Consider the following 25,425-nt stretch of genomic DNA (forward strand, 5'->3'; position numbering starts at 1 on the left):
GTAAAGACCCGATGATATGTCCACATTGTGAGAATTGCTATGAATACAGGGGAGAAGTGTGTCTGAAAGACGGCCAATTGGAGATCAAATATGCCAGTGATGATACAGCAAAAAGCTACATGGAAAGGATGATTTACAATTTCACCGGTATCGAAGTCGCGAAACCCCAAAAAGAAGAAGAAAAGAGACCAAAGCTCAAACTTCAGGAGGATAGAGGAAAAGCAGGGTGTGATCAGTTATATATGTTTGGAGTGTCGTGAAAATGAGGAGATACCCTTAGACGTCGTTAGAACAATGGATGCGATGGATGATGGGGATTCCATGGTACCTCCACAGTTTAGTTGTGAGAAATGTGGTGGCACCATGTATCCGGAGTATTATAAGGGTCTTCATGGGAATGAGTATAAAATTACAGATGTCCTAGATGAATAAAAGGACCGAGGCGCAGCCGAGGTTTTTCTTATTATACCTGCTGATGAACTCAAACGAGATGATACTCACGAAAACGGAAATAACTATCGTCTGAGGAGTTACAGAGAACATTGGTTTTGGGGGAGACCTAGTCTTCGGTTTATCCTTCATTAAAATAAACGACAGCAAAGTCGTTTTGCATGCAGCGTGGCCTAATGTAGCGTCACTACCCTGGGAAGTGAGCGATCTTGTTAATAAAGCTGAGGAAAGTGCCCGTTCGCAGAGCATTTAATATCGGATTAGTATTCGGGAAGCATAAGGAGATGTTTAGGCTTTGGTACTAGCAATACAGACTGCTACCATTTTGGTCAGTCAAGATTGGTGTAAGAAATGTGGAATATGTATAGCATTTTGCCCTAAAAAAGTTCTGGAAAGCGACGAATTTGGGAAGGTTGTGGTGGCTAAGCCAGAGCAGTGCATAGCCTGTAAGATTTGTGAACGGCTTTGCCCAGACTTCGCCATTAATATCGAGGTGACTAACGATGAGTAAAGCCAGATTAATGCAAGGGAATGAAGCAGTAGCCGAAGGGGCTTTGGCGGCCGGAGTTCTTTTTTATGCAGGTTATCCAATCACACCTTCTACAGAAATAGCCGAAATAATGGCCGAGAGATTGCCATTGATCGGGGGTACTTTTATCCAAATGGAAGACGAAATAGGAAGCATGGCAGCGATCATTGGGGCTTCCTTAACAGGGCTAAAAACCCTGACCGCAACGAGTGGGCCAGGATTCTCACTCAAACAGGAGAACCTAGGCTATGCCATTGCGACAGAAGTTCCTTGTGTTGTGGTCAACGTCCAAAGAGGGGGTACCAGTACCGGATTACCGACGTCCCCAGCCCAAGCGGACGTTATGCAAGCGAGGTGGGGCACTCATGGCGACCATCCGATCATTGCCTTAACGCCCTCCTCCGTGCAAGAGTGTTATGAACTTGCCGTAACAGCCTTTAATTTTGCCGAGGAGTTTCGGATTCCCGTCATTTTACTCATGGATGAAGTGATCGGGCATTTGCGTGAAAAGGTCATCTTACCTCAAGAATTAACCATCGTCGATAGAAAAAGGCCAGCCGTACCTCCGAGTGAATGTATTCCTTATGAAAACAATGCGAGCATGATCCCGGCCATGGCGAACTTTGGCGACGGTTACCGTTACCATGTCACAGGGTTAACGCATAATGAAAAGGGCTTGCCCATCGGGAACCCGGAAGTAACAAAAAAGTTCATGGAGCGTTTAAACCAGAAGCTAAATCCTTATTTAGAGCGGATCCAATTAGTCGAAGAGGTCCAGCTTGACGATGCCGAACTGATCGTCGTCGCTTACGGCTGTACCGCCCGTTCTGCCTTGGAGGCGGTTCGTATTGCCCGAAGCCTTGGCCTAAAGGTTGGACTCTTTCGCCCCATCACGATTTGGCCCTTTCCGCAAAAACAGCTGGAGACCTATTCTAACCGGAAGTACTTAGTTGTGGAGATGAACTGCGGTCAATTAGTCGGCGAAATCGAACGAATCTTTGGTTATAAAGCAGTCGAACGCCTAAACCGCATTGACGGAGAATTAATCACTCCCCAAGAAGTTTTGGGCAGGATTCGGGAGGTTTTACAAAATGTTTAGTGATATTGCTCAATATTTCCGGACCGAGACCTTACCGCATATCTGGTGCCCGGGTTGCGGCATAGGAACCATCATGGCCGCCATCGTCCGGTCCATCAAAACCTTGCAGCTTGACCAAAATAAGGTGATTTTTGTGTCTGGGATTGGTTGTTCCTCGCGCATGCCAGGCTATCTAGACTTTATTACCATCCACACGACCCATGGGAGAGCATTGCCCTTCGCTACGGGAATTAAAGCGGCTCGACCAGAGTTAGATGTCTTCGTGATCATGGGAGATGGAGATTCCACGGCCATTGGGGGTAATCATTTAATTCATGCCGCCAGGCGCAATATTGATCTAACCGCCATAGTCATAAATAACAGCATTTACGGGATGACGGGTGGTCAGACTTCCCCTTTAACCCCTCACGCCAAACGGGGAACGACCTCTCCCTTTGGCAACCTGGAGAGACCCTTTCAAATTCTGGAGTTGGCTAAAGCAGCGGGTGCTACTTTTGGGGCAAGAGCCACGGCTTATCATAATCAACTCCTGACGAAATTAGTCATGGATGCCTATAACAATCCGGGTTTTTCCCTCGTGGAAGCCATTTCCCAGTGTCCTGTTTCTTACGGACGAAGAAATAAATTTAAAACTCCAGCCGATATGCTGATCTGGCAAAAGGAGCATGCCTTCAAAGCAGGTAAGCAGCCTGTAAGCGAGGAAGATTTTCAAATTGGCGAGATTTTTAAGCGACAGGCACCAGAGTTTACGCAAGAATATGAGAAACTAAGACAGAAGTTAAGGGAGGGCAATCTCTGATGGCTAAACAAGAATTTCTGTTAACCGGAACGGGCGGACAAGGCCTGATTTTAGCGGCGATCATGTTGGCTGAGGCAGGAATTAATGCCGACCAAAATGTCGCGCAGAGTCAAAGCTATGGTCCGGAGGCCAGGGGCGGTGCCAGTCGGGCGGAAGTCATCATCGGCAACGAAGCGATTTATTACCCGAAAGTCGAAAACCCTGATTTTGTCTTAACCCTCAGTCAAGAAGCTTATAAAAAGTATGGCTTACATCTTAATGAAGAGGCCATCCTGATTGTGGATAATTCTCAAGTGACAGAAGTTAAGCCACGAAGTATCAATTTTTATTCTTTGCCGATCACAAAAGCTGCTCGCACTCAATTTGGTTCTGAACAAAGCGCTAATGTCGTGGCTTTGGGAGTCGTGGCTTCATTAAGTGGACAAATTCCTTTAGAGCATGTATTGCAGGCAGTTGAGCATCGGGCACCCAGAGGGACAGCGGAACTCAACATCAAAGCTCTGGAATTAGGGTGGCAGATGGGAATGGAAGCTGGGAAGGTGATGAGCAGTGGCGGAATTAAAGTTAATGAAATGGGACTGGACTAAGCATGATTTAAACAGCTTAAAGGAAAGCCTGGCCGCCGTTTTATTAGAGGAATGGGGTGGGCCTAGAAGTCCTCTTGCTCTTAAATATATCAATGAAACGATTATTCCAGATCTCGTCAATTGTTTTTGCAACAATGCGGACTTACTGACCAATTCCACCTTTGCCGAGATAATTCAATGGAAATTAAAAAACCAGTTTGCAAACCCTTCCGCTGTGGTTGTGGATTTAGCCCAAGACTTACTAATACCAGCGCAAAAGATTCTCAACCGTCCGCAAATTATGGATCCTAAGGAACCCTGGCGCCGAATTTTCCGCCTCTGGATCGGGGACGAATCCCTGCCCAATATCGCCGAAAGGACTGGCTATCCTTTAGATTATCTTGATCTATTGGTATTAAGATTAAAAAAAGTCAAAGCGTTTACGGCGAATACCAGGGCAAGCCTCTTAGAATGCCAACAAAACTCCGAGTTGAGGGAATTTGGCTTCGCACAGCTAAGTTTCTTCTACCAATTCCACACTGCTGTTGCTGGAGAACCTTTATATAAGGAACACCTAAAATTGGAACAGATAATTTGGGATCTGGGAATGCCTTTGCAAGTCCAAGATTTAGTCACTTTGCTTGAAATTATTCATACTCATGAAGGCCAGTTGGATGAAGACTCGTTAATTTCAGCCATGGGCGAAGCTGCCGGAATATGGGGATACGGAATGGGGGCCTCTGGTGGAGACCAACGAGGTAATCTATTTTCGTGCGTCATAGATGGACTAATTTCACTGCATTATATTCAGAAGAACAAAGCCGGCAATTTAACCCTTAGTGAAAAAAGCGCTCAAACCATTGCCGGTTATCTGCTCCCTAAACTTGGGGAACAGTTGAAGAGGGCAATTTCAATTCATGATGTTGACTTGTCCAAACGAATTCTACTGAATCAAAATCAGGAAGTTTTAATTCGACTGATTGATTGGACTTTGCGTGAATTAAACAAGGAACAGGCCTTGGAAGTACTAAGCAGTATCTATCAAAAAATTAGCAGACGAGTCGATATCTACTTACTAAAGGTGTTCGCCAACTTTCCCCTAGCCTTTGATCTACTGATGAAATGCTTAGGAGACAATGACAGCTTAATTCGAGCGAGATCTTGTGAAGCATTGGGGCGTATTGGCAATAAAGGCGCTGTTTTTTCGTTAATCCAATTGCTGCGAGATCCTGTGGTTGGAGTGAGGGAAATGGCTGCCCAGGCACTTGGGGAACTGGGAGCTATTGTAGCTGCCAAAGAATTATTAAGAGTTGCTGAGGATTATGGAGAGTCGATTAATGTAAGAGAACGAGCTCGGGGAGCAGTCCGAAAAATTGAAAGTCGTAGTGGGGAGGGCTTTTCCACTTGAACAATAAATGCCTCGAAGTTGTTAAAGGTATACTGACAGAGGGGAGAGATTCGGGTAGTGAAAATGTTTGAATATATGGGTAAGGAAGTTTTCGCCAAGTTCGCCCTTCCGGTACCAAAGGGGAGAATGGTTACCAATCCGGATGAGGCGTTCCGGGTAGCAACGGAAATTGGGGGTCCTGTGGTGATCAAGTCCCAGGTTCTGTCCGGTAAGCGGGGTAAAGCTGGTGGTATTAAATTTGCCGATCATCCGGAAGGAGCGAGAGCTGCTGCTCAGGAACTGTTGGGCATGACCATCCAGGGCCTAGCGGTAGATATTCTTCTTGTGGAAGAAAAACTGCAAATTGATCGAGAACTATATTTGTCCATCACCATCGACGCAGCGACTAAAATGCCGGTGCTTATTGCATCGGCCCACGGTGGTATGGATATTGAAGAAGTTGCTGAGGAGTACATTGTTAAGAAGCATATCGATGTAGAACTTGGTATGCAAGGATTCATCGCCAACGATGTTGTCAGAAGAATGGGTATACCTTTGAATACCCCCCAAGGCAAGGAATTGGTCAAGATCATAAAAACCTTGTACCAAATCTTTACTCAAAAAGATGCTGATCTAGTGGAAATAAATCCGTTAGTGATCAGTGGAGACCACGTCATTGCTGCAGATGCTAAGGTGACGATAGACGACGAGGCGCTCTATCGTCAATTAGATTTACCTAGGGTGGAAGAACGTACCTCTGCCGAAAAGATAGCTCATGACCTGGGTCTTTCTTTTGTGGAACTGGACGGAGACATCGGAGTAATGGCCAATGGTGCCGGTATTACTATGGGTACACTGGATACTCTCACCTATTACGGAGGAAAACCGGCCAACTTCCTTGACGCGGGCGGCGGAACAGGAGAGGAAGGCACGGCCAAGGCGCTTGAACTCATCTTGTCTAGAAACCCTAAGTCTATCATCATTAACATATTTGGGGGCATTACCCGTTGCGATGATGTGGCAAGAGCCTTTGCCTCCGTCAAAAAGAATAGAGGGATCCCGGTTCCAGTGGTAATTCGCCTGGTGGGCACTAACCAAGAAGCCGGACGAGCTATACTGAAGGAAGTCGGCATTGAGGCCTATGACTTCATGCAGGATGCTGCTAAGAAAGCAGTTGAATTGGCCAATTCGTAGTTCGTAGTTCGTAGTTCGTAGTTCGTAGTTCGATGCACGAAGTACGAGATTCAGGTTCGAGGTTCACACATCACACAGCGTAAATCGCACTTCGAGTTCGTGGTGAACAAGTTTTGACAAGGAGGGCTAGTTGAATTGGCTATAATAATCGATGAAAATACGCAAGTATTAGTCCAGGGCCTTACCGGTAAACAGGGCCTTTTCCATACTAAGCAAATGCTCGCTTATGGCAGCAAGATTGTCGCTGGCACTTCCCCAGGCAAGGGCGGTACCACAATCGAAGGTATCCCGGTATACGACAGTGTGCACGCGGCCAGTGAAAATCATCGGATCAATGCCTCAGTCATCTTTATACCGGCAGCTTTTGCCAAGGATGCTGCCTTGGAAGCCCTTGAAGCAGGTATAAAAGTCGTTGTAGTAGTGACTGAGCATATTCCGGTCCATGATGAAATGGCAGTTGTGGCTTATGCCAAACGTGTAAATGCTTCCGTAATCGGTCCGAATACCTTTGGCATTGTGTCCTCAGGGAAATGCAAGATGGGTATTCCACCAAATCAGTTTTTCATTCCCGGATCGGTGGGAGTTGTGGCCCGCTCAGGGACTCTGACCTACGAAATCGTTGGCAATCTCACCGCTCAGGGTATCGGTCAGTCCACAGTGGTAGGCGTGGGTGGCGATAAAGTCGTGGGTCTGAGCTTTGTGGACGTCTTAAAGAAGTTTGAGGAAGATCCAGAAACTAAGGCTGTTGTATTAATCGGTGAGATCGGAGGTAACTCCGAAGAAGAGGCCTCTCTTTATATTAAAGAAATGACCAAGCCGGTGGTAGCCTATATTGCTGGAAAGAGTGCCCCTGCCGGAAAACGGATGGGGCATGCGGGAGCTATTATCGAACGCGGTATGGGAACCTATGAGGGTAAAGTTAAGGCCTTGCTTGAAGCGGGTGCAAGGGTAGTGGAAATGCCTTTTCAAGTTCCGGAAGTCATTAAAGAAGTATTAGGCAGATAATTAATTGAATTGGCTGAGGTCCAAGCTAATACAGGGTGGGAATTGCTCAGACGGATATCCATAAACCTTTGCCCCGACCGAGGAGGAATTGGCTCTGTTCGAAAAGGTTGACCCTAACCGTATTCGAGATATTACTTCTTCGTAGCTAATGAAAAAGGGGGTATTTTTATCAAGATTAATGATCTAAGAGTTTCATCTAAAATATTAATTCTTATTATCTGTTCTTCGGCATTTCTATTAATAAGTAACCTTATAAGTTATTATGAATTGTCTATCACAAATAATTATGTTGATACAATGTATAACAAAGAGTTAAAACAAATTCAGACCATAAGTGATCTTCGCAAACTAAATAGTGATAATGAGGTAGAATTATTGTTATTAATTTTATCCTCAAGTGAAGAACAGAGTAAGTTTTCATCCAAAATTGCAGAAAACAAGAAAAAAATCTTTGAATTAGTGGACCAATACCAAAGCCTGGATATAGATACATATCAAAGTGATCAACTAACAGCATTTAAGGCTAATTTCCAGGCCTTTGATTCCTTTGGAAAATCAATCATGCTTGTTGCCCAAACAAACGGTACTTCTGCAGCATTCGCTACCTTTAAAACCGGGAATATGATTTATGCTGGGTTAGATAATGGTTTACTCAGTTTAGCAAATCACAGTGCTGAAAATGCCAATAAGCTTAAGAATCAAATACAGAACAACTCAGAACTTTCTTCAAAAATATTAATCATAGTGCTCATTTCTTCCATACTTTTATGTGCGATTATCGGCTGGCTAATTACGACTTCTATTTCTAAACCACTTAATAGGGTAGTTGCCATCGCCAATGAAATAAGTAACGGGAAACTAAAATTGGACCAAATCGTGACCAATCAGAGTAAGAATGAGATAAATACTTTAAATATTGCAATGAATATGATGAAAGATAATTTGCGAGCTATTATCAATGATGTTTCCCGACGTTCTGACGAAATTTTAATTTTCTCCCAACAACTTGCCGATGCCTCAGGTCAAATAGCAAGCTCAACAAATCAAATTGCTATGACGACGAGCCAATTGGCAAATGGCTCTACCGAACAAACTCAATCAAGTGTACTCATCGTACAGATGATGAAAGAAACTAGATCTCAAGTAGAAATCGGATATCAAGAAGCGAATACAACAGTTATGGAAGCTAAAAAATCTACAATAGTTGCAATTGAGGGGCAAGATTCAATCAATAAGGCGATTGAGCATCTAACTATCATAGCGGAATCCGTAACAGAAGCCTCTAAATTGATTGATGACTTAGGAAACCAATCCAACAAAATCGGCGAAATTATTACTTTAATTACTGAAATATCTAACCAAACGAACTTATTAGCCCTCAATGCTGCCATTGAGGCGGCCCGTGCTGGTGAGGCTGGACATGGTTTTGCTGTCGTGGCTGATGAGGTCAGAAAATTGGCAGAAGAGTCGAAAGATGCATCGAATAAGATTATTGGTTTAGTTAAAGGAATTCAGATATCATCGAAGGATAGCATGATTATCATGCAGAATAATAAAAAGTCAGTTGAAGAACAAGTATTTTTAAATGAAATTAGTGGAAGTTCATTATCAAAGATTGTGGAGCACGTTAAACGGACAGAATTCGATGCACAGCACATTAGCAAGATGTTTGAAGGATTGAACGAGGATGCATATAAGGTGTTAAGTCTTACACAAAATATATCGGATTTAATCCAAGCATCTGCAGCATCTTCCGAAGAGATTGCCGCTACGACTGAGGAGCAAACCTCAATCGTTGAATATATGGCTGAAAGTTCAAAGGATTTGGCCAAATTAGCTCATAACCTCAAGGGAAATCTCAATAAATTTTCAGTCGAAGAGTAAATGAAAAAATTTTATTTGACAAAAATACTATCACACCTTGCAATGCCAGTATACCACGGGAGGGTATACTGGCATTTTGACATAATTTATTGATAGAGAGGAATTTTGAGTATGAATCAGACCGTGACGACAGTAATTTTGTTAGTAGGAGTACTAGTAATCTGGGCATATATGAAGAATTCTGGGAAGGTTAATAAATTAAGAATCGACCCATTAGAAGCAAAAAAGAGAATAGATTCGGAAAAGGGAATCATTCTGCTGGATGTCAGAACCCAAGAGGAATATATCGAAAATCACATCCCCAGAGGCACATTGATTCCTTTAAGTGTTTTGGCAAGGGTCGCTAGCAAGAAATTGCCGGACAAACAAGCCACTATTTTCATCTATTGTAGGAGTGGGAATCGGAGTAGAGCTGCTGTAAGGATGTTATTAAAGCAGGGTTATACTAATATTTTTGATTTGGGGGGCATAATACGCTGGCCATACAAGACGGTTTCTGGCAAGAAGTGAGGATTACTGATCTTTTTCTAGGACATATAAACCATCTTCCTCCCTCCATTCAGCAAAAAAAATATTATTGACATTATCAAACCCTTGTTTTTTTAGTTTAGTTTTAAGCCAAGATTCATTTTTGCTGATTGTTAGTAAGTTATCGTTAAGTATTATTCCATCACTTACAAGAAGCATAGGGAGGGATTTGCGATTTAAAGGAATATTAAGATCTTTAAGTGTCGGGGTATCGAATTCAGGTTTTCGTATAACAGTTAGGGACCCGTTTGGTTCGAGTATAGCATATTCAACTTCTCGAACGGAAAATACATCCTTAATTCTTAATAGATTTTGAAGCTCATTGAGGTTCATGCGATTTTTCTTAAGTGCTTGGCGATCAATAACCCCTTTTTGAATAACTAAGGCAGGTTTACCTTCTAAAAAGTTCCTTAATGTAATGGACTTTTGACCCACAAGTTGTATACCAAAGATTAGGAGGCCCCAAATTGTAACAGCAAACAAAATTTTTACAACGCCAGTGTCATCATCATAGATTGCATTACCTAAAAGCTCACCCAAAATTAGCGCTGAAATAAAGTCAAAAGCAGTAAGTTGTGTGATTTGAGTTTTGCCTAAAACCCTAGTAATAAGTAATAAACTGAAAAAACCTACAATCAGTTCTACTGTTAACTGTCCTAAACCCATAAAATACACTCCTTTAGTATTACGTCTAATTGGTAGATTAAACGTTATTCTATGGAATATACATTAAAAATTAACAGTCAAACGTAATTTATTAAATTGTAGTTTACCGCACAACAGGGCGACCCTATGCAATTTAATTCACAAGAGAAAAAGGATTTTAAGACCCCTGCTTAGAATTAAGTGATAGGAGTTTTCAAACCAAATTAAACGTCAATAGCAAAAGTTTGCTATTGACATAAAATCCGACATAGTTCTTCTTGCGAATGCTGAACTATTTATCGAGCTTTGCCAGAGCCGCTGCAATCGCTGCCCCTGTTAGGGAGCCTCCGGCTGACATTTTAACGGTGACCAGTCCCGCTTTACTCTCTAACGCTTCGCTTAAGGCAACCGTTAATTCCTGGGCGTAGCCAGGCATTCCTTTGTATAGGGAGCCGTCAATTGCAACAGTGTGACGATGGTCGAGGTGCGGGTCGAGATGTCGGACAACTCCGATGAAGCTGGCCGCCACCAGCTGGGCTGACCGTTTTGTGAGCAGATGCGCGATGCGTTTAAGAGCAAAGCACTCATCTCTTGGCACAAGGCGTGAGTGACTGTCCTCCTCAAGAAGGATTAGGGCCAAGTCTTTGCCGCTTATGGAATAGGGTTGGTTCCAGCGGGCAGGGGCAGGGGGGTTATTAAGTCCACTAAACAGCCCCCGCTGGGAAAAATCTAGGACAATCCGACGAAAAAGCTCTCCGAGGTATTTGCCGGAGAGCTTTTTTTCGAAGCGTTGCTCCCCGGGGTTATCGCTTTCCAGGTCAAGCCTTTGATCGTAGGGGGTATCCGGAGCGTCGGAGAAGTTCCCGGACTCGGTGTTTATGATGACAGGAGCCTCAAATCCCGGTGCTTTCTGTTCAAGGTAGCAGGTGTTATGCCCGGTGCCGATGATCGAGGCGATGTCTAGGCTGGGGTCTTGATAGGCTGCGGTTAGGAAGGTGGTCACAGTGTCGTTGATAATGGCAGTAAGGCTTACGACACTGCCAAGTCCTCGGCGCTCAAGTGCTGCAGAGAGCAAGTGACCGACGTCTTTGCCGACCACCCCGGACGTCTCAACTTCTTTGTTCCAGTAAAGGAGAAACCCTTCCCCGATCGTTTGTTGGCGATAGGGAAAGGAGAAGGCAAAACCCAGGGGAAGTGGTCCTGAAGTGCTAGACTTCAACGTGGGATGCGCAGAAGAATTCGAGAGCACTTCCTGAATAATCCCTGCCAGGAAATCAAAGAGCTCTTCAGCCGTCACGCTTGCAGCCCGGTAGTCGCGCCCGGACTCGGGGTCTGACAAAGGCCGACTTAGCTTATGTAATTCTAGAAAATTCCCTGCTCCCCTAAGCTCGACGACAGCAGCCCGAGCATTCGAACCACCAAAATCAAGGGCCAGAAAGGTTCCGGCTTCATAGCCGTTCGGAGCCTGGAGATAGGAGGGAAACATCTTAAGCGAGCTTACACGCCCGCTTAAGCTTTGCTCCATGTGCTCCTGAAAACGGGAGGCTATCGTTAAGGTCATATTCAGAGAGATTGATAATTCGTTTTCCAATTGTTTTAAACCTTGCTCTAACAAAATACACATCCTCCCAATGCACGATTCTAAAGCCAAAGAACTCCAGGTGCTTTTTTATTCACTGACTGTTCTACGGGCTAATTCAGCAAATACACGCGCGCTTCGTACGGGCGCAAGGAGAATTCCTTAAGGTCATCGGCAACAATTTTAGCTTTAGTGTCCGAGTAATTGGCAATGATCAGTCTGCCGGTTTGGAAGATGACCTTTTTCGGAAGGGTAAAAGCGGTACTCTTATGGAAGAAATTCAGAATAACCAAGAGGGTTTCCTCCTCCCAATGGCGCAGATAGGAATAGATCTTGGTGTGCATAGGCAAAAGCAGATGATAATCCCCGTACACAAAGAGGGGGTATTGGCGGCGAAGTTCAATGAGCTTGCGGTAATAGTGCAAGATAGAAGTCGGATCTTGTCGGGCCTGCTCAACATTAATGTCTGGGTAATTGGGATTAACGGGGATCCAGGGAGTGCCCTCCGTAAAACCGGCATTAGGACTGTTATCCCACTGCATCGGAGTGCGGGCATTGTCTCGTCCTTTTTCATAAATGACTTCAGTCAGTTCCTGAAGGTCTTTGCCGTTCTTCAGACCTTCTGCATACATGTTGAGCGTTTCAATGTCTCGATAATGCTCAATGCAATCGAAACAGACATTGGTCATGCCGATTTCTTCCCCTTGATAAATGTAAGGTGTCCCTTGGAGGGTATGAAGTAACGTAGCCAGCATTTTTGCCGACTCCACCCTGTAGGTGCTGTCATTGCCAAAACGGGAAACCATGCGGGGATGGTCGTGGTTGCTTAAAAAGAGGCTATTCCACCCGAAGTCTGCGAGCTTGGTTTGCCAGTCGCTGATTATGCGTTTAAAGTCTGCCAGTTCCCAGGGTTTTTTCTCCCACTTGCCGCTGGGTCCGTAATCCAGTTCCAACAGCTCAAATTGAAAGAGCATGTTCAGTTCATGGCGGCACTCATCCACAAAAACGCATGCCAGGTTTGCATCAACCCAACGGGTCTCTCCCACGGTCATAATGTCGTATTTAGACAAAACTTTCGTATACATTTCTCTGAGGTAATATTGCAAGCGCGGGCCGTTAATGAAGAACTGCCCTCCCCATTGATAAGGAGAGCTGTCTTTGGCAGGGGCATCAGGTAGCATAGGGTCTTTGGCAATCATGTTGATTACATCCATGCGAAAGCCGTCAACGCCCTGATCCAGCCACCACTTCATCATATCATAAATTTCGTAACGCACTCTTTTGTTTTCCCAATTAAGATCGGGTTGGTTTTTAGAAAAGACGTGTAAATAATACTCCTCGGTCAAAGCATCATACTCCCAAGCTGAACCACTAAATTCCGAAGACCAGTTATTGGGCTCTTTGCCGTCTTTGCCCGCCCGCCAAATATAATAATCGCGGTAGGGGTTGTCTTTGCTTGAGCGGGACTCTAGAAACCAGCGGTGTTGATCTGAGGTGTGATTGACGACTAAGTCCATCACTAACTTCATGCCACGGCTGTGCAGCCCGTCCCGTAGATCCTCCCAGTCTGCCATGGTACCCATCTCATCCATGACTCCCCGGTAATCACTAATGTCATACCCATTATCTACATTGGGGGAACGATAAATTGGGCTGATCCAGAGCACATTAACTCCTAAGTACTGCAGGTAATCAAGCTTGGAGATGATTCCTTTAAGATCTCCGGTGCCATCCCCGTTGCTGTCTTTAAAGCTGCGGGGATAGATTTGGTAAACAACGCTTTCTTTCCACCACTTTTTTTTAGGCATTCACGCCAATCCCTTCATTTATTATGTCTTTCCTAGCTGCCAGTTCCTGGAGCATTTTCCTCACTTCCCTATAATCAGGCAGGAAGTAGCTAGCCTGAGACTTGTCTGTGCCAACGCGAATGGTAAACGTCTTTGGCGCCAACCCGCCGGGCCAGGAATGCTCAAGTGCGAGAATAGCAAACAAGTCCTCATCCGTAGTATCATCCCCAATGGCCAGAATAAAATCATAGTCTTGGGTGAGCGCAAGAGAGAGGCCAGTCGATCCTTTGGTCACCTCAGAGTTCCTGACTTCAATTACTTTGTTGCCTTGTAGTATATGAATATCAACGTTGGAGGTGAAAGCTACCAACCCGTCCATGAGTTCTCGAGCACAGGCGGCGCTAAGCTCTGGATTAGCTTGACGAAAGTGCCAAGCCAGAGAAAATTCTTTCTCTTCGATAAATGAGCCCGGGAGTCTGTCGGCATAAATTTCGAGCATCGGCAGGAGTTGACGTTTCCAGGAGTTGACCAGAGGTTTGCTCAAGCGCCACTGCTCCCCCCGCCGTTTGAGCCAGGCTCCATGCTCGGCCACTAGGGTAATATTTAAGAAACCCAGCCAAGTTTCAAGGGTTGCTCTATCCCTGCCACTAATAATAACGACGTCCGTATTCGTGTTCGTTAATTCCTTCAGAAGATCGAGAAGTTCCCGATCAGGCTTTGCTTGGTCAGGGTTGTCTGTGAAGGGAACTAGAGTTCCGTCATAGTCAAGCAGCAGCAAGTGTCTATCGGCCCGATGGAAAGCAGTGTATAAGGTCTGTTTGTGTCGACTTAGGGGGAGGGCCTGGGATTGTCCTTTCTGCACCTGCAACAGTTCCTGAATAAAATCGCCCGACCAGCGTACCACATCGTAGCGTTTGAGTCGCTGTTGCATGACCTGGTTGCGCTTTTTCTGCTCTGTCTCAGGCATTGCCAGAGCTTGCTGCAAAGCCTCAGCAATGGTTTCTAGGTTGTTGGGATTAATGATTAGAGCCTCTCCCAGTTCTTTGGCGGCGCCGGCCATTTCGCTCAGAATAAGCACACCGGTTTGATCCGTGCGAGCAGCTACATATTCTTTGGCAATTAAGTTCATACCGTCCCGTAGGGGAGTGATTAGGGCGACGTCACTTTGTCGGTACATAGCCAGCAGAGAGTCAAGCGGCAAAAACTTGTATTGGTAAATAATTGGGGTCCAGTAAAACGTGCCGAAGCGACCGTTTATTTCGCCCACAAGTTCATCAATCTGCCGTTTCATTTGTTGGTAATGGGCAACTCCAACGCGAGAAGGAACCACGATCATGAGCAGAACTACTTGCTCTCGCCACTGGGGATTGTTCTCCAAAAACAGCTTGTATCCCTGCAAGCGGTTGCTGATTCCTTTACTGTAATCTAAGCGGTCGACCGAAAGAATAGCCTTGAAGCCGTCCAGTAGTTGTTCCAAATCCTGCATATCTTCCCCAAACTCTGAACTAGTGGGGGTTGAGTGGTAGCGTTGATAGTCAATGCCCATAGGGAAGGTGTCAACTTTAACAGCATGATCTTGGGATAGGATTTGCCCGAGCTTGTGTTCATAGCCTAAAATTCGTAGCACAGATCGTAAGAAATACTGAGCATATTCAGGCGTGTGGAAGCCAATGAGATTAGCACCTAAGAGTCCGCGCAGGATTTCTCGGCCCCAAACAGGCGGCAAAAGTCGGTAGAGCTCATAGGATGGAAAGGGTATATGCAGGAAAAAGCCGATTGGAGTGTCAGGTAATTTCTCCCGGAGCAGGCTCGGCAGGAGCATAAGGTGGTAATCGTGCACCCAGATTACATCCCCTGGCTGGATTACCTCCAACACTGCATCCCTGAAAATTTTGTTAACATCTTGATACTGAAGCCAGTACTCCTTGTCATAGACAGTATAGGTTGGGAAATAATGAAACAAGGGCCAAATAATCTTATTACAAAAACCTAGATAAAATTTGTCCATCGCCTTTTCCGATAAGAATACCGGAGAAGCATGGAGATCCACTAAAACGCTCTTCACTTCAGATTGCATCTTGTCAGGCACCGTGATTCCTGGCCATCCGATCCAGACATATTCGATGTCCTGGGCCGAGGTGCTTTTCAACAAATCTAAATAGGCACTTAAGCCAGAGACTAAACCTCCAGCGCTTTGCTCAAAGATGAGTTTGCCGTCCTGTTGAACTCCGTTCAACGGCAGCCTGTTCGAAACAATTAGTAACCTCATAATCACTTCTCCTCCCTTTCTATATAAAACAAAAGAACCGCGTTAGGCGGTTCCGCAAGGTCCTCAATTATATCAGTCAATAGCGAATCCTAAGAAGATTGAAAACTTGTGTAATCAAGAAGACCTTGTAAGAGACTTTACTTATTTTACCTAACAACTTAATAATAACATCTAAGTTGCCTTATGTCTACCAAAATAAGGTATGAAAAAATAGAACATCAACAATTCAATTGATGAGCCAAAATGTTTGTTTCAGTGAAACTTGATGGTAATTGGAATATGTTGTATTCAAATAAAAATTTTCAGAAAAAAGGAACAGCTCTTGTTTTGTAAAAGGATATAGAATAGTCATCAACGAATATAATTATACAAAATGTCGATTGGCGTGGAAACTGAGGTATAGATGATGGCGGTGGACGAACAGAAGCAAGTTTTAGGTATAGTTAGACCAAGTGATTTGGCATCTGATGCCAGTCTAAGCGGTTCAAAGTTGCAAGAACGAATCCGTAACATATTTGATGTAGCTAATAGTGGAATAATTGTCGTGGACGAACATGGAATTATTGTCATTGCCAATCGTGTCGTGGCTGATATCGTTGGCGTAGCTAATAATGAACTTGTTGGTCGACTGATAACTGATGTCATTCCGAATTCTTTATTACCGAAGATTCTTGAATCTGGGCAAGCATTATACGGTCAGAAAATTGTCATCAATGCCATACCGGTGGTCGCGAATTACTCACCCATGCTTGAAACGGGGGTTATTCGTAACGCAGTATGTGTTTTCCATGATTTATCCAGTATAGACCATCTTTCGAAGGAACTAAACTCTGTTAAACAACTGTTCAGAGAATATGAAGCAATAATTAATTCTTCCTACGATGGGATCTTTATCACTGACGGCAACGGTCTTGTCTTACGACTCAACAACGCATACGAACGTATAACTGGTATACAAGCCAACGAAGTGGTCGGTAAGACAATGAAACAGTTGGTTAGTGAAGGCGTTTATGATCAGTCAGCAACCTTGCGGGTTATTGAGAAGAGACATACTATTACCATCGCCCAAACAATTAAACGTACCAACAAGCAGATACTGGTGACAGGTAATCCAGTTTTTGACGAAGAGGGTAAGTTATCCCGTGTTGTCACTAATGTTCGCGATATTACAGAACTTAACTCTTTGCAAAATCAGTTACAAGAAACAAAAGAACAGACATTGAAATATGAAGCCGAATTAAACCATCTACGCTCATTACAAATTCAAGATACAGGAATTATCTTTGGCAGTGAATTAATGGCTCGGGCTATACAATTAGCGATGAAGGTCGCATGCGTTGATACCACTGTATTGATAACAGGAGAGTCGGGTACAGGTAAAGAACTATTTGCTAAATTGATTCATGAACAGGGCAAAGGCATTAGTAAGCCGTTTATTAAAATTAATTGTGCGGCCATACCTGAACAACTATTAGAATCGGAATTGTTTGGCTATGAGGGAGGAGCCTTTACTGGTGCCAAAAAAGAAGGTAAGCCAGGTCTTTTGGAATTGGCCCATAAAGGGACACTATTTTTGGATGAAATGGGTGAGATGCCTTTACTACTGCAGGTTAAGCTTTTGCGCGCAATTCAGGAGAAAGAAATTGTAAGGGTTGGAAGCACCAAAACTATACAAATAAATGTAAAGATCATCACTGCAACCAATCGAGATCTTGCTAGAATGGTTGACAACGGTACTTTTCGCGAAGATCTTTTTTACCGTTTGATGGTTGTACCCATTCAAGTTCCTCCTTTAAGGGAGCGAAAGGAAGATATTCCTTTATTGGTTAAGTATATTGTCGATAAGTTAAATAAACGATTTGCTTTTAATCATAGGATTTCGCCGCATTTGCTTGATAAACTGTCAGAACACTCCTGGCCGGGAAACGTACGTGAATTAGAAAATGTCCTTGAACGTATGATGATTACATCATCTGAGGAGGAGCTTACTGTTAATTTGCTACCAGATACGATACGACATCAAGCTATATTACCGAAGCGCGGGACAAAATTAAAGGACGCAGTGGCCCAAACTGAAGCTTATATATTAGAAGAAACATATAAAGAATATCAATCATGGCAAAAGGTGGCGGAAGTTTTAGGAGTTGATCGCACAACCATTTTTCGAAAATTAGGTAAGTATGGTTTGAAAAAATAACATGTTGCATTTTTGCGATACGTTGCAATAATGCCCAATCCACAATTTGCAAGGGCTTAGAGTGATTATTCAGAAAACTATGTGCAACAATGCCCAAATATAATAAGTTAATGCCTGATTAGTTAAAAACAAAAAGGCATTAACTTATTACTTTTTGGGCAAATATGCTGATTTTTAGGAGCTCAAGAGATGTTCTTAACTTTTTTAGAACTTGGCATAGGAGTTGCAATATTCACATCTTAGTAACAAAAATCCCGGGGAACTTCCGATAAATCTTCTGGAGGGGGGAGTCAAGACTTGCAGGTTGTTGGTAAACGTAATTTCAACCAGGTGCTACGATTTTAGAAAGGGAGTGTTAGCATGAGTCTACTCGGTCCTGTTCGCAAGCGAAAAGTAGGTCAAGTTCAACCTTATATCCCGTTTGGTCCTTTCCAGCTTAGACTACCCATTTATCACTATCGCTTTGAAATTCCCGACTTCATTCAAGGATTACTCATGTGTGCGGTTTGTCTGGGCGCAATCCCCTTGCTTCAAGAATACCTCGGTATGCCATTTGAGGTCGCACTCACTATTGTTATTTTAAACGGTTTCTTCTATTTATTACATTCACATTTGGGAGATCCTATCGTACCCGGCTGGATTACACCGGCTATTCCCTTATTGTTGATCTATCTGAAAACATTCCCTGAAGGTGTTCCCAGAATGCATGCTTTAATTGCTTTTGAACTGGAACTTGGTCTATTCGCATTCTTTCTTGGGGCTACTGGTTTAGCTAAAAAATTTGTTGATATTGTACCTGATGCCCTAAAATCCGGAATATTACTGGGAGCTGGTATTGCAGCTATCAAGCTGGTGTTTGACAAAGGGCAGAGGTTTGATACCTATCCTTGGACTATTACGATTGCCATTGGTCTGGCATTCTATCTTTTATTCTCCAATCACTTTAAAAAACTAAGAGAAGATCATAAACCACTTAAGTTTATTTCAGACTTAGGTTTAGTACCAGCACTCTTACTGGCGATTATTATCGCACCTTTATTAGGTGAATTACCGTGGCCCAATGTTCAGTGGGGTTTTACCGTACCACAGTTTTATACTTTGTTTACCGAATGGACTCCTTTTTCTGCACGTATCGGGTGGCCTGCCTTAAGCTTGTTCGTAAGTTCGGCACCCCTAGTAATTTCGGTCTATATTGTCCTATTTGGTGATTTGATTCAGGCTGAAGCACTGATTGATGAGGCCAGAGAATTCCGGAATGGGGATGAAAATGTACATTTTGACCCAAATCGTAACAACATCATAGTAGGTATTCGTAATATGTCAATGTCCATGTTAGGACCTGACTTAACTATGTGCGGACCAATATGGGCAGCAATGCAGGTCGTCACTTGCGAGCGTTATAAACAAGGGCCTGAAGCTATGGATAGTTTGACCGGTGGAGTCGCATCATTCCGGTTGGGAACTTTTACAGGGTATTTCTTAACGCCAATTGTCACTTTAGTAAAACCTATTTTGCCGATTGCGCTTGCCCTGACAATGCTGGTACAAGGTTATGTTTCCGTCCGGGTTGGAGTATTAAAAGCCCGCACCTTCAATGACCTAGGTATAGCGGGGATAGTGGCAGCAGTATTAATTTCTCGTGGTGCAGGGTATGCTTTGGCCGTTGGTACTGTCCTATGTGTGCTTATTTTTGGTAGAGACTTCTTCCGCAACTGGCCGAATTATGATAAGAAAAAAGACCCGGTATTTAACAGTAGAATTGAAGCGGAAGAGGTACCCGAGTTCAAAAGCAGAATTGAAGTTGAAGAGGTTACCCAATTCAAAAATATTTAAAATTTATTGAACTAATATTTTTGAAGTAAATCAAGGAGGTATGTTGAATGAAAACTGCTGCAGAGTATGAAGAAAGTTTGCGAAATCTTAATTTTAAAATTTACCTTCAAGGCGAACTGGTGGATAATACGGTTGATCACCCCATAATCAGGCCTTCGATGAATTCTGTCAAAGCCACTTATGCCTTTGCCGAGGATCCACAGTATGAGGAATTAATGACAGCTACGTCTCATCTTACTGGAAAAAAGATTAACCGTTTTTGCCATTTGCATCAAAGCACCGATGATCTAGTCAAAAAAGTAAAAATGCAGCGCCTCTTAGGGCAAAAAACAGCTGCCTGTTTCCAGCGCTGTGTAGGGATGGATGCCATTAATGCAGTTGACAGTGTTACTTTTGAAATGGACCAAAAACTGGGAACAACTTATCACGATAGATTCACAAAGTTTTTAGTAAATATGCAGGAAGAAGATTGGACTGTAGATGGTGCAATGACTGATCCTAAAGGGGATCGAAATCTATCGCCCAGCAAACAGGCAGATCCGGATCTGTTTTTGCATGTTGTTGAGAAAAGGGAAGACGGTATTGTCGTTCGGGGTGCAAAAGCCCATCAAACAGGGGCGATCAATTCTCACTGGATTCTTGTTATGCCTACTATCGCTATGGGAAAAGATGATGCTGACTATGCTGTTTCTTTTGTCGCCCCAGCAGATGCAGAAGGCATAGTCTATATCTATGGTCGCCAGTCTTGTGATACTCGCAAACTAGAGGGCGGAGATATTGATGTGGGAAATAAACAGTTCGGTGGACATGAAGCATTGATGGTGTTTGAGAATGTATTCATTCCCTGGGAAAATGTGTTCATGTGTGGGGAAACCGAATTCAGCGGTGCTTTGGTCGAGCGGTTTGCTGGTTATCATCGTCAAAGCTATGGTGGGTGCAAAGTCGGCGTAGGTGATGTCTTGATTGGGGCGACAGCACTGGCCGCTGATTATAACGGCGCAGCTAAAGCGTCTCACGTCAAAGATAAACTTATAGAAATGATGCATCTTAATGAAACATTATACTCCTGCGGGATTGCCTGTTCAGCGGAAGGCAATAAAACAGCATCAGGCACTTACATTATTAATTTATTATTAGCCAATGTTTGTAAACAAAACGTAACTCGTTTCCCATATGAAATTGCCCGCTTGGCTGAAGATGTCGCTGGTGGCTTAATGGTTACTATGCCATCTGAAAAAGATCTACATCATCCGGAAATCGGCAAGATCGTTGAAAAATATTTCTGTGGGGTGGCCTCAGTTCCAACTGAAGACCGCATGCGCATCCTCCGTTTAATTGAAAATATCACCTTAGGTACTGCTGCAGTTGGTTACCGGACTGAATCTATGCATGGCGCAGGTTCGCCACAGGCTCAGCGCATCATGATCTCTCGCCAGGGTAATCTTGAACAGAAAAAAGAACTGGCTAAAGCCATTGCAGGGATTGCTACGAAATAACTTTTTAAGGATTGATGAGTGAAGATAACTATGTTGGATAAGAAGGTCAGCATTAGTTTCTGCGGTGGATGCAATCCATTGATTAATCGAGGTGAGGTTGCTAACGAGGTACAAGAGTTACTTTCTGCAACGGGTATTCAGGTTACCTTTAACAGTTTTGATACTGATTTGGTGATTTATCTTAGTGGGTGTTCTGCCAATTGTGCTCAAAGGTATGGTCAGAGAGTAAGCCCGTGTGTCGTTGTAGCTGCAGCAACTATAGATGCCATGGAGGTTGACGAAAAGCAACTTGTCGATCAAATAGTAATAAGAGTGAGGAATCTTTTATGAACGATTGGAGAAGTGTTTATCAAGATAAGATCGTAAGTGCTGATCAAGCTGTGGAAAATATTAAAACCGGTCATAGAGTAGTCATAGGGCATGCTTGTGGTGAACCGCCTGCCTTGATTGAAGCCTTGGTGAATCGTGCACCGGAAGTTAATAATGTGGAAATCGTTCATATGGTAGCCATGGGACCTGCCAAATATGCTCAACCAGAATTAGAGAAGAGTTTTCGTCATAATGGTCTGTTTATCGGAGCACCAACGCGAAAGGCTCTTGAGGAGAAAAGAGCGGATTATACACCATGCTTTTTTTCCGAAATCCCACGGTTATTTAAGGATAATAGTCTGCCTGTCGATGTGGCATTGATTCAGCTTACACCGCCTGACGAGCAGGGGTTTTGTAGTTTTGGTATCTCGGTTGATTATACTCAGGCAGCTGCGGAGTGTGCTCAACTGGTCATCGCGCAGATGAATAATAATATGCCCCGAACCGGTGGGAGCAAAATTCATCTGGATGAACTAGACTTTATTGTGGAAAAGGATGAACCATTAATTGAGCTTAAACCACCGAAAATTGGGGAAGTGGAAAAAGCTATCGGTGAAAACGTGGCGACATTGGTTCAAGATGGAGCTACGCTTCAGTTAGGGATAGGGGCAATCCCAGATGCTGTATTGCTGTTTTTAAATGATAAAAAGGATTTAGGTATTCACTCGGAAATGTTTTCTGACGGCGTGGTGGCTTTAGCTGAGGCAGGTGTCATTACGAATAAAAAGAAATCTATCAATCCTGGAAAATTTATTGCCACCTTCCTGATGGGAACACGTAAACTGTATGATTTTGTGGATAATAATCCAGATGTCGTGATACTTCCTGTCAACTATGTCAATGATCCTTATGTGATCGGGCAACATGAAAACATGGTATCGATTAATTCAGCTATACAGGTGGACTTAATGGGCCAGGTCAATGCTGAAATGATTGGTTCTAGGCAATTTAGCGCAGTGGGTGGACAGGTTGACTTTGTCCGGGGAGCAAGTCGTTCACTAAAAGGGATTTCGATCATCGCTTTACCTGCAACGGCGTCGGGTGGTAAGATATCACGAATTACCTGTGATCTTGACCGAGGGGCGGCGGTAACAACTTCACGCAATGACGTCCAGTACGTTGTTACAGAATACGGCATAGTTAATTTACGGGGCAAGTGCCTTCGAGAACGGGCTGAGGCATTAATTAGTATCTCTCATCCAGATTTTAGGACGGGTTTGATTAACGACGCTAAGGAAAAAGGAATTCTCTGACATATCTTAGAATCAGGTAGATTTATATGGCGCCACAAGAGACAGTCAATTGACACTGGTCTTAGGATAAGTGTGCAGTGACTATCCTTGTTTGTCCTTGTGGTGAACTATATACTTAAGGAGCAAAGTGCGTTATACTTTCTGGGAAATCTTGAAAAGAGGGTACCTTATGCAAGCCATTTCATTTATACAAGATGTACTGGATTCTTTTAAGATCCCTTATAAACGTTATGTAGGTAGGCATACCTTGAGATTTAATCGTCGAGCTATAAAAAAGGCGGCTAATGATTCTCAAAAGAGGTTATGGCTCACTGCTAGTATTGCAGCAGAAGAATTAGTAGTAGCTTTGCTTCAACTGGATAATAAGATTAATGTGGAACCGCTAAATAAAAGACTATTAAGAAAAAAGATCGATAAGAAGCAAGTCCTCTCTGTTTTACATGCTTATTTATCGGCTGTTGTCGTTCTAATCAGCACTTATAAAGAACAAATTTTAGAAAGCACCGCTATGTCGGAACAAAAATTTTTACAGGACTGGTGTTCGGTATTTGAATATCAACTGGAAGATATGAAAGTATTTGACGAAATGATGTTGACGGCATACAGCCAATTTGGATCTATCGGACTGATCAGGGAAGCAGGAGAAATTATTGTTGACAATTTTTATCAAGAGACTAGCGGACTAACGCAAAAAGAAATTTTGGTACTTGAGGGTATTTTGTTAAAGGATGTGTCAGCAATACTTCAGTATCTTAAACTACCGTCTATCTAATACATTTAAACTGTTGGAGGTTTTATGTTTATCTTAGACATGGATGCCGCACAATATATAAAGTTAAAGTCAGGGTCCGTGGTTATTAACCTGGAACTCCAACCTACTGCCGGTGGCTGACCATGCTCAGGTGATAGCGTAACAGGTAGTTACGTACCGAAAATATATATCGGAGAGCCGAATATTGAAGAGCGATATAAATATAAGGTTATGCAGGTAGAGACAATTATTATATACTATCCGTCCAGACTAAAAATTAAAAATGGTTTTATTGCAATTAGAATTACCTTGAAAAAGATGTTGTTCGTTAAGTGGTTAGAGTTAGAAGGAGCTATGGGGATAGTCTGTGAACATTAATATGTGAATCGAATTGGTGAAAACCAGTTGCTTTTTTACTTATCTTTTATACCTAAAGAAATTCACTAATGTTTTTCCTTAAACAAAGAACCCTCCCGTTGCCGAGAGAATTCGCGGCTACGGGAGGGTTGTTCATCTCTATTTAGCGGATACTGCAGGTCGAGACATTTCTGGCTTATATCGGTGAGAAGAGGTAGCGGCAGCAATTTTACTGTTGCGAACATAAATCAGGAGATCTATTAAGACCATCATGAAATTGAGTAAGTATAAATAGACGACCATATCATACTGATTAAAAACTTTATTCAAGATCCCGGCAACATACCCAATCAGAATAACGATGAGAAAAGATACGCTTTTACCTTTGGTTGATCGAGAGATGTAAGACTTATAAATGGATAGGGGCCACGCAGCGCCGAAACAAATCAACATAATAACTTCAAAGATACTCATGAAAAAACCACCCCACCTAAGTTGTATGTATCTACTTTCACAATCGATGATCTTATTATACTACGTTTAGGAGCTAAATAGTTCTGTTTTACTAAAGTTCCACTTTTCGAAAAAGATTGAAAAAGGCATATATAGAACAAAATCTATTGAATTCCACACTCGCTATGTATATAGTATTAGCTGGATATATACTTTTAGCTATAGGGGCAGAAAGGATGTAACTATGGTTGAAATAGCAGTGACTAAAAGTAGAGAATCGCTGGGAGAGAAGCAGATCAGGGGATGTGAGGTTAGGCTAGATCACGTCAGTAAACAATACACCCAGGGCAAGGAACAGGTAGTAGGTCTGGATAACGTGAGTATAGAAGTCAAAGCGGGCGAATTCCTAGCAATTATGGGGGCAAGCGGGTCAGGCAAGTCCACACTCTTAAATTTAGTGGCCGGCTTAGACAAGCCAAGTCAAGGGGATATTTTCCTCAACAACCGGAAAATTTCCGACTGGAAGGATAATCAGCTCACCCTGTTTCGTCGCCAGGAAATCGGTTTTATCTTTCAGTTGTTCAATCTGATCCCCACCTTAAGTGCCGAGGAGAATGCCGCCTTGCCTTTACTGATGGCCGGCCAGCCCCGCTCCGTTTGGCAACCCAAAGTGAGTGACTGGCTGAAGCGGGTGGATCTTGAAGGCCGACGTAAACACTATCCAGCAGAATTATCAGGGGGCCAAATGCAAAGGATAGCCATCATACGGGCTCTCATTCACCAACCTTCCCTTATTTTGGCCGATGAACCTACGGGTAACCTGGATTCTAAAACCGGGGATCAGATGCTCTTTATACTAAAAGAAATTACTGAAGACCTGGGAGTTACAGTCATTATGGTCACTCATGATCCCATGGTTGCCGCGTACGGTCACGCTCTGATCAGCCTGAAAGACGGACGAATCCTTGATTCGACAGCGAGGTGAGAGAGTTGTT

The 25,425-nt window shown here is 43.4% G+C and carries 24 protein-coding genes; 19 read left to right on the plus strand and 5 right to left on the minus strand.

Features of this window, described 5'->3' with window-relative positions:
• The 11 genes from JL57_RS29410 to JL57_RS29460 form a co-directional block, all read left to right on the plus strand.
• A partial coding sequence (locus tag JL57_RS29410) for a hypothetical protein (protein WP_034141733.1) occupies positions 1-260 on the plus strand: 260 nt, incomplete at its 5' end.
• Positions 229-432, plus strand: coding sequence for a hypothetical protein (locus JL57_RS29415; protein ID WP_291299888.1), 204 nt, complete (start codon positions 229-231; stop codon positions 430-432). The genes JL57_RS29410 and JL57_RS29415, both read left to right, overlap by 32 nt.
• A gap of 313 nt (positions 433-745) precedes the next feature.
• The gene (locus JL57_RS29420) at positions 746-961 is read left to right on the plus strand and encodes a ferredoxin family protein (protein WP_034145438.1); all 216 of its coding nucleotides are present in this window, start codon (positions 746-748) and stop codon (positions 959-961) included.
• On the plus strand, positions 954-2,078 hold the full coding sequence (locus JL57_RS29425; protein ID WP_034145439.1) for a 2-oxoacid:acceptor oxidoreductase subunit alpha: 1,125 nt from the start codon (positions 954-956) through the stop codon (positions 2,076-2,078). The genes JL57_RS29420 and JL57_RS29425 overlap by 8 nt, the downstream gene beginning before the upstream one ends.
• Positions 2,071-2,877, plus strand: a complete 807-nt coding sequence (locus tag JL57_RS29430) for a 2-oxoacid:ferredoxin oxidoreductase subunit beta (RefSeq protein ID WP_034145440.1) — start codon at positions 2,071-2,073, stop codon at positions 2,875-2,877. The genes JL57_RS29425 and JL57_RS29430 overlap by 8 nt, the downstream gene beginning before the upstream one ends.
• Positions 2,877-3,464, plus strand: coding sequence for a 2-oxoacid:acceptor oxidoreductase family protein (locus tag JL57_RS29435; RefSeq protein ID WP_034145441.1), 588 nt, complete (start codon positions 2,877-2,879; stop codon positions 3,462-3,464). The genes JL57_RS29430 and JL57_RS29435 overlap by 1 nt, the downstream gene beginning before the upstream one ends.
• On the plus strand, positions 3,427-4,851 hold the full coding sequence (locus JL57_RS29440; RefSeq protein WP_291300742.1) for a HEAT repeat domain-containing protein: 1,425 nt from the start codon (positions 3,427-3,429) through the stop codon (positions 4,849-4,851). Before JL57_RS29435 ends, JL57_RS29440 begins: the two co-directional genes overlap by 38 nt.
• A 57-nt stretch (positions 4,852-4,908) precedes the next feature.
• The gene (gene sucC / locus JL57_RS29445; protein ID WP_034145443.1) at positions 4,909-6,024 is read left to right on the plus strand and encodes an ADP-forming succinate--CoA ligase subunit beta; all 1,116 of its coding nucleotides are present in this window, start codon (positions 4,909-4,911) and stop codon (positions 6,022-6,024) included.
• Positions 6,025-6,159: 135 nt separating this feature from the next.
• A complete protein-coding gene (sucD, locus tag JL57_RS29450; RefSeq protein ID WP_034145444.1) occupies positions 6,160-7,029 on the plus strand; it encodes a succinate--CoA ligase subunit alpha in 870 nt (289 codons plus the stop codon).
• 174 nt (positions 7,030-7,203) lie between these two features.
• Positions 7,204-8,913, plus strand: a complete 1,710-nt coding sequence (locus JL57_RS29455; protein WP_291300752.1) for a methyl-accepting chemotaxis protein — start codon at positions 7,204-7,206, stop codon at positions 8,911-8,913.
• A gap of 111 nt (positions 8,914-9,024) precedes the next feature.
• A complete protein-coding gene (locus tag JL57_RS29460; protein ID WP_034145446.1) occupies positions 9,025-9,423 on the plus strand; it encodes a rhodanese-like domain-containing protein in 399 nt (132 codons plus the stop codon).
• A 3-nt stretch (positions 9,424-9,426) separates the two neighbouring features.
• Here JL57_RS29460 and JL57_RS29465 read toward each other — a convergent pair whose 3' ends face one another.
• The 4 genes from JL57_RS29465 to JL57_RS29480 all read right to left on the minus strand — a co-directional run bounded on the left by JL57_RS29465 (position 9,427) and on the right by JL57_RS29480 (position 15,721).
• A complete protein-coding gene (locus JL57_RS29465) occupies positions 9,427-10,107 on the minus strand; it encodes a DUF421 domain-containing protein (protein ID WP_034145447.1) in 681 nt (226 codons plus the stop codon).
• A gap of 271 nt (positions 10,108-10,378) precedes the next feature.
• Positions 10,379-11,701 carry a hexokinase gene (locus JL57_RS29470; RefSeq protein ID WP_291300743.1) on the minus strand — a complete coding sequence of 441 codons (1,323 nt, stop codon included), beginning with the start codon at positions 11,699-11,701 and terminating at the stop codon, positions 10,379-10,381.
• A gap of 77 nt (positions 11,702-11,778) precedes the next feature.
• Positions 11,779-13,473: an alpha-glucosidase gene (locus JL57_RS29475; RefSeq protein WP_034145449.1), complete on the minus strand. Its 1,695-nt coding sequence runs from the start codon at positions 13,471-13,473 to the stop codon at positions 11,779-11,781.
• The gene (locus JL57_RS29480; RefSeq protein WP_034145450.1) at positions 13,466-15,721 is read right to left on the minus strand and encodes a bifunctional alpha,alpha-trehalose-phosphate synthase (UDP-forming)/trehalose-phosphatase; all 2,256 of its coding nucleotides are present in this window, start codon (positions 15,719-15,721) and stop codon (positions 13,466-13,468) included. Before JL57_RS29480 ends, JL57_RS29475 begins: the two co-directional genes overlap by 8 nt.
• 403 nt (positions 15,722-16,124) lie before the next feature.
• Between JL57_RS29480 and JL57_RS29485 the strand changes: the two genes are divergently transcribed.
• The 7 genes from JL57_RS29485 (at position 16,125) to JL57_RS36740 (ending at position 23,998) form a co-directional block, all read left to right on the plus strand.
• Complete coding sequence (locus tag JL57_RS29485) at positions 16,125-17,918, plus strand: sigma 54-interacting transcriptional regulator (RefSeq protein WP_291300744.1); 1,794 nt, start codon at positions 16,125-16,127, stop codon at positions 17,916-17,918.
• A 360-nt stretch (positions 17,919-18,278) separates the two neighbouring features.
• Entirely contained in the window at positions 18,279-19,751 is a 1,473-nt protein-coding gene (locus JL57_RS29490; protein WP_034145451.1) for a hypothetical protein, read from the plus strand.
• Between the two features lie 47 nt (positions 19,752-19,798).
• Positions 19,799-21,247 (plus strand): 4-hydroxyphenylacetate 3-hydroxylase family protein, encoded by a 1,449-nt coding sequence (locus JL57_RS29495; protein ID WP_034145452.1) that lies wholly within the window; start codon positions 19,799-19,801, stop codon positions 21,245-21,247.
• 30 nt (positions 21,248-21,277) lie between these two features.
• The gene (locus JL57_RS29500; protein WP_291300745.1) at positions 21,278-21,577 is read left to right on the plus strand and encodes a hypothetical protein; all 300 of its coding nucleotides are present in this window, start codon (positions 21,278-21,280) and stop codon (positions 21,575-21,577) included.
• On the plus strand, positions 21,574-22,869 hold the full coding sequence (locus JL57_RS29505) for an acetyl-CoA hydrolase/transferase family protein (RefSeq protein ID WP_034145453.1): 1,296 nt from the start codon (positions 21,574-21,576) through the stop codon (positions 22,867-22,869). Before JL57_RS29500 ends, JL57_RS29505 begins: the two co-directional genes overlap by 4 nt.
• A gap of 169 nt (positions 22,870-23,038) precedes the next feature.
• Positions 23,039-23,641 (plus strand): hypothetical protein, encoded by a 603-nt coding sequence (locus tag JL57_RS29510; RefSeq protein ID WP_034145454.1) that lies wholly within the window; start codon positions 23,039-23,041, stop codon positions 23,639-23,641.
• A 24-nt stretch (positions 23,642-23,665) separates the two neighbouring features.
• Positions 23,666-23,998: a CC/Se motif family (seleno)protein gene (locus JL57_RS36740; protein WP_366557133.1), complete on the plus strand. Its 333-nt coding sequence runs from the start codon at positions 23,666-23,668 to the stop codon at positions 23,996-23,998.
• A gap of 138 nt (positions 23,999-24,136) precedes the next feature.
• On the opposite strand, the gene JL57_RS29515 is transcribed toward JL57_RS36740, so the two are convergent.
• Positions 24,137-24,451, minus strand: a complete 315-nt coding sequence (locus JL57_RS29515; protein WP_034145455.1) for a hypothetical protein — start codon at positions 24,449-24,451, stop codon at positions 24,137-24,139.
• A 223-nt stretch (positions 24,452-24,674) separates the two neighbouring features.
• On the opposite strand from JL57_RS29515, the gene JL57_RS29520 reads away from it, so the two are divergent.
• On the plus strand, positions 24,675-25,415 hold the full coding sequence (locus JL57_RS29520) for an ABC transporter ATP-binding protein (RefSeq protein ID WP_291300746.1): 741 nt from the start codon (positions 24,675-24,677) through the stop codon (positions 25,413-25,415).
• The last annotated feature ends 10 nt before the right edge of the window (positions 25,416-25,425 follow it).

Source organism: Desulfosporosinus sp. BICA1-9, assembly GCF_000802135.1.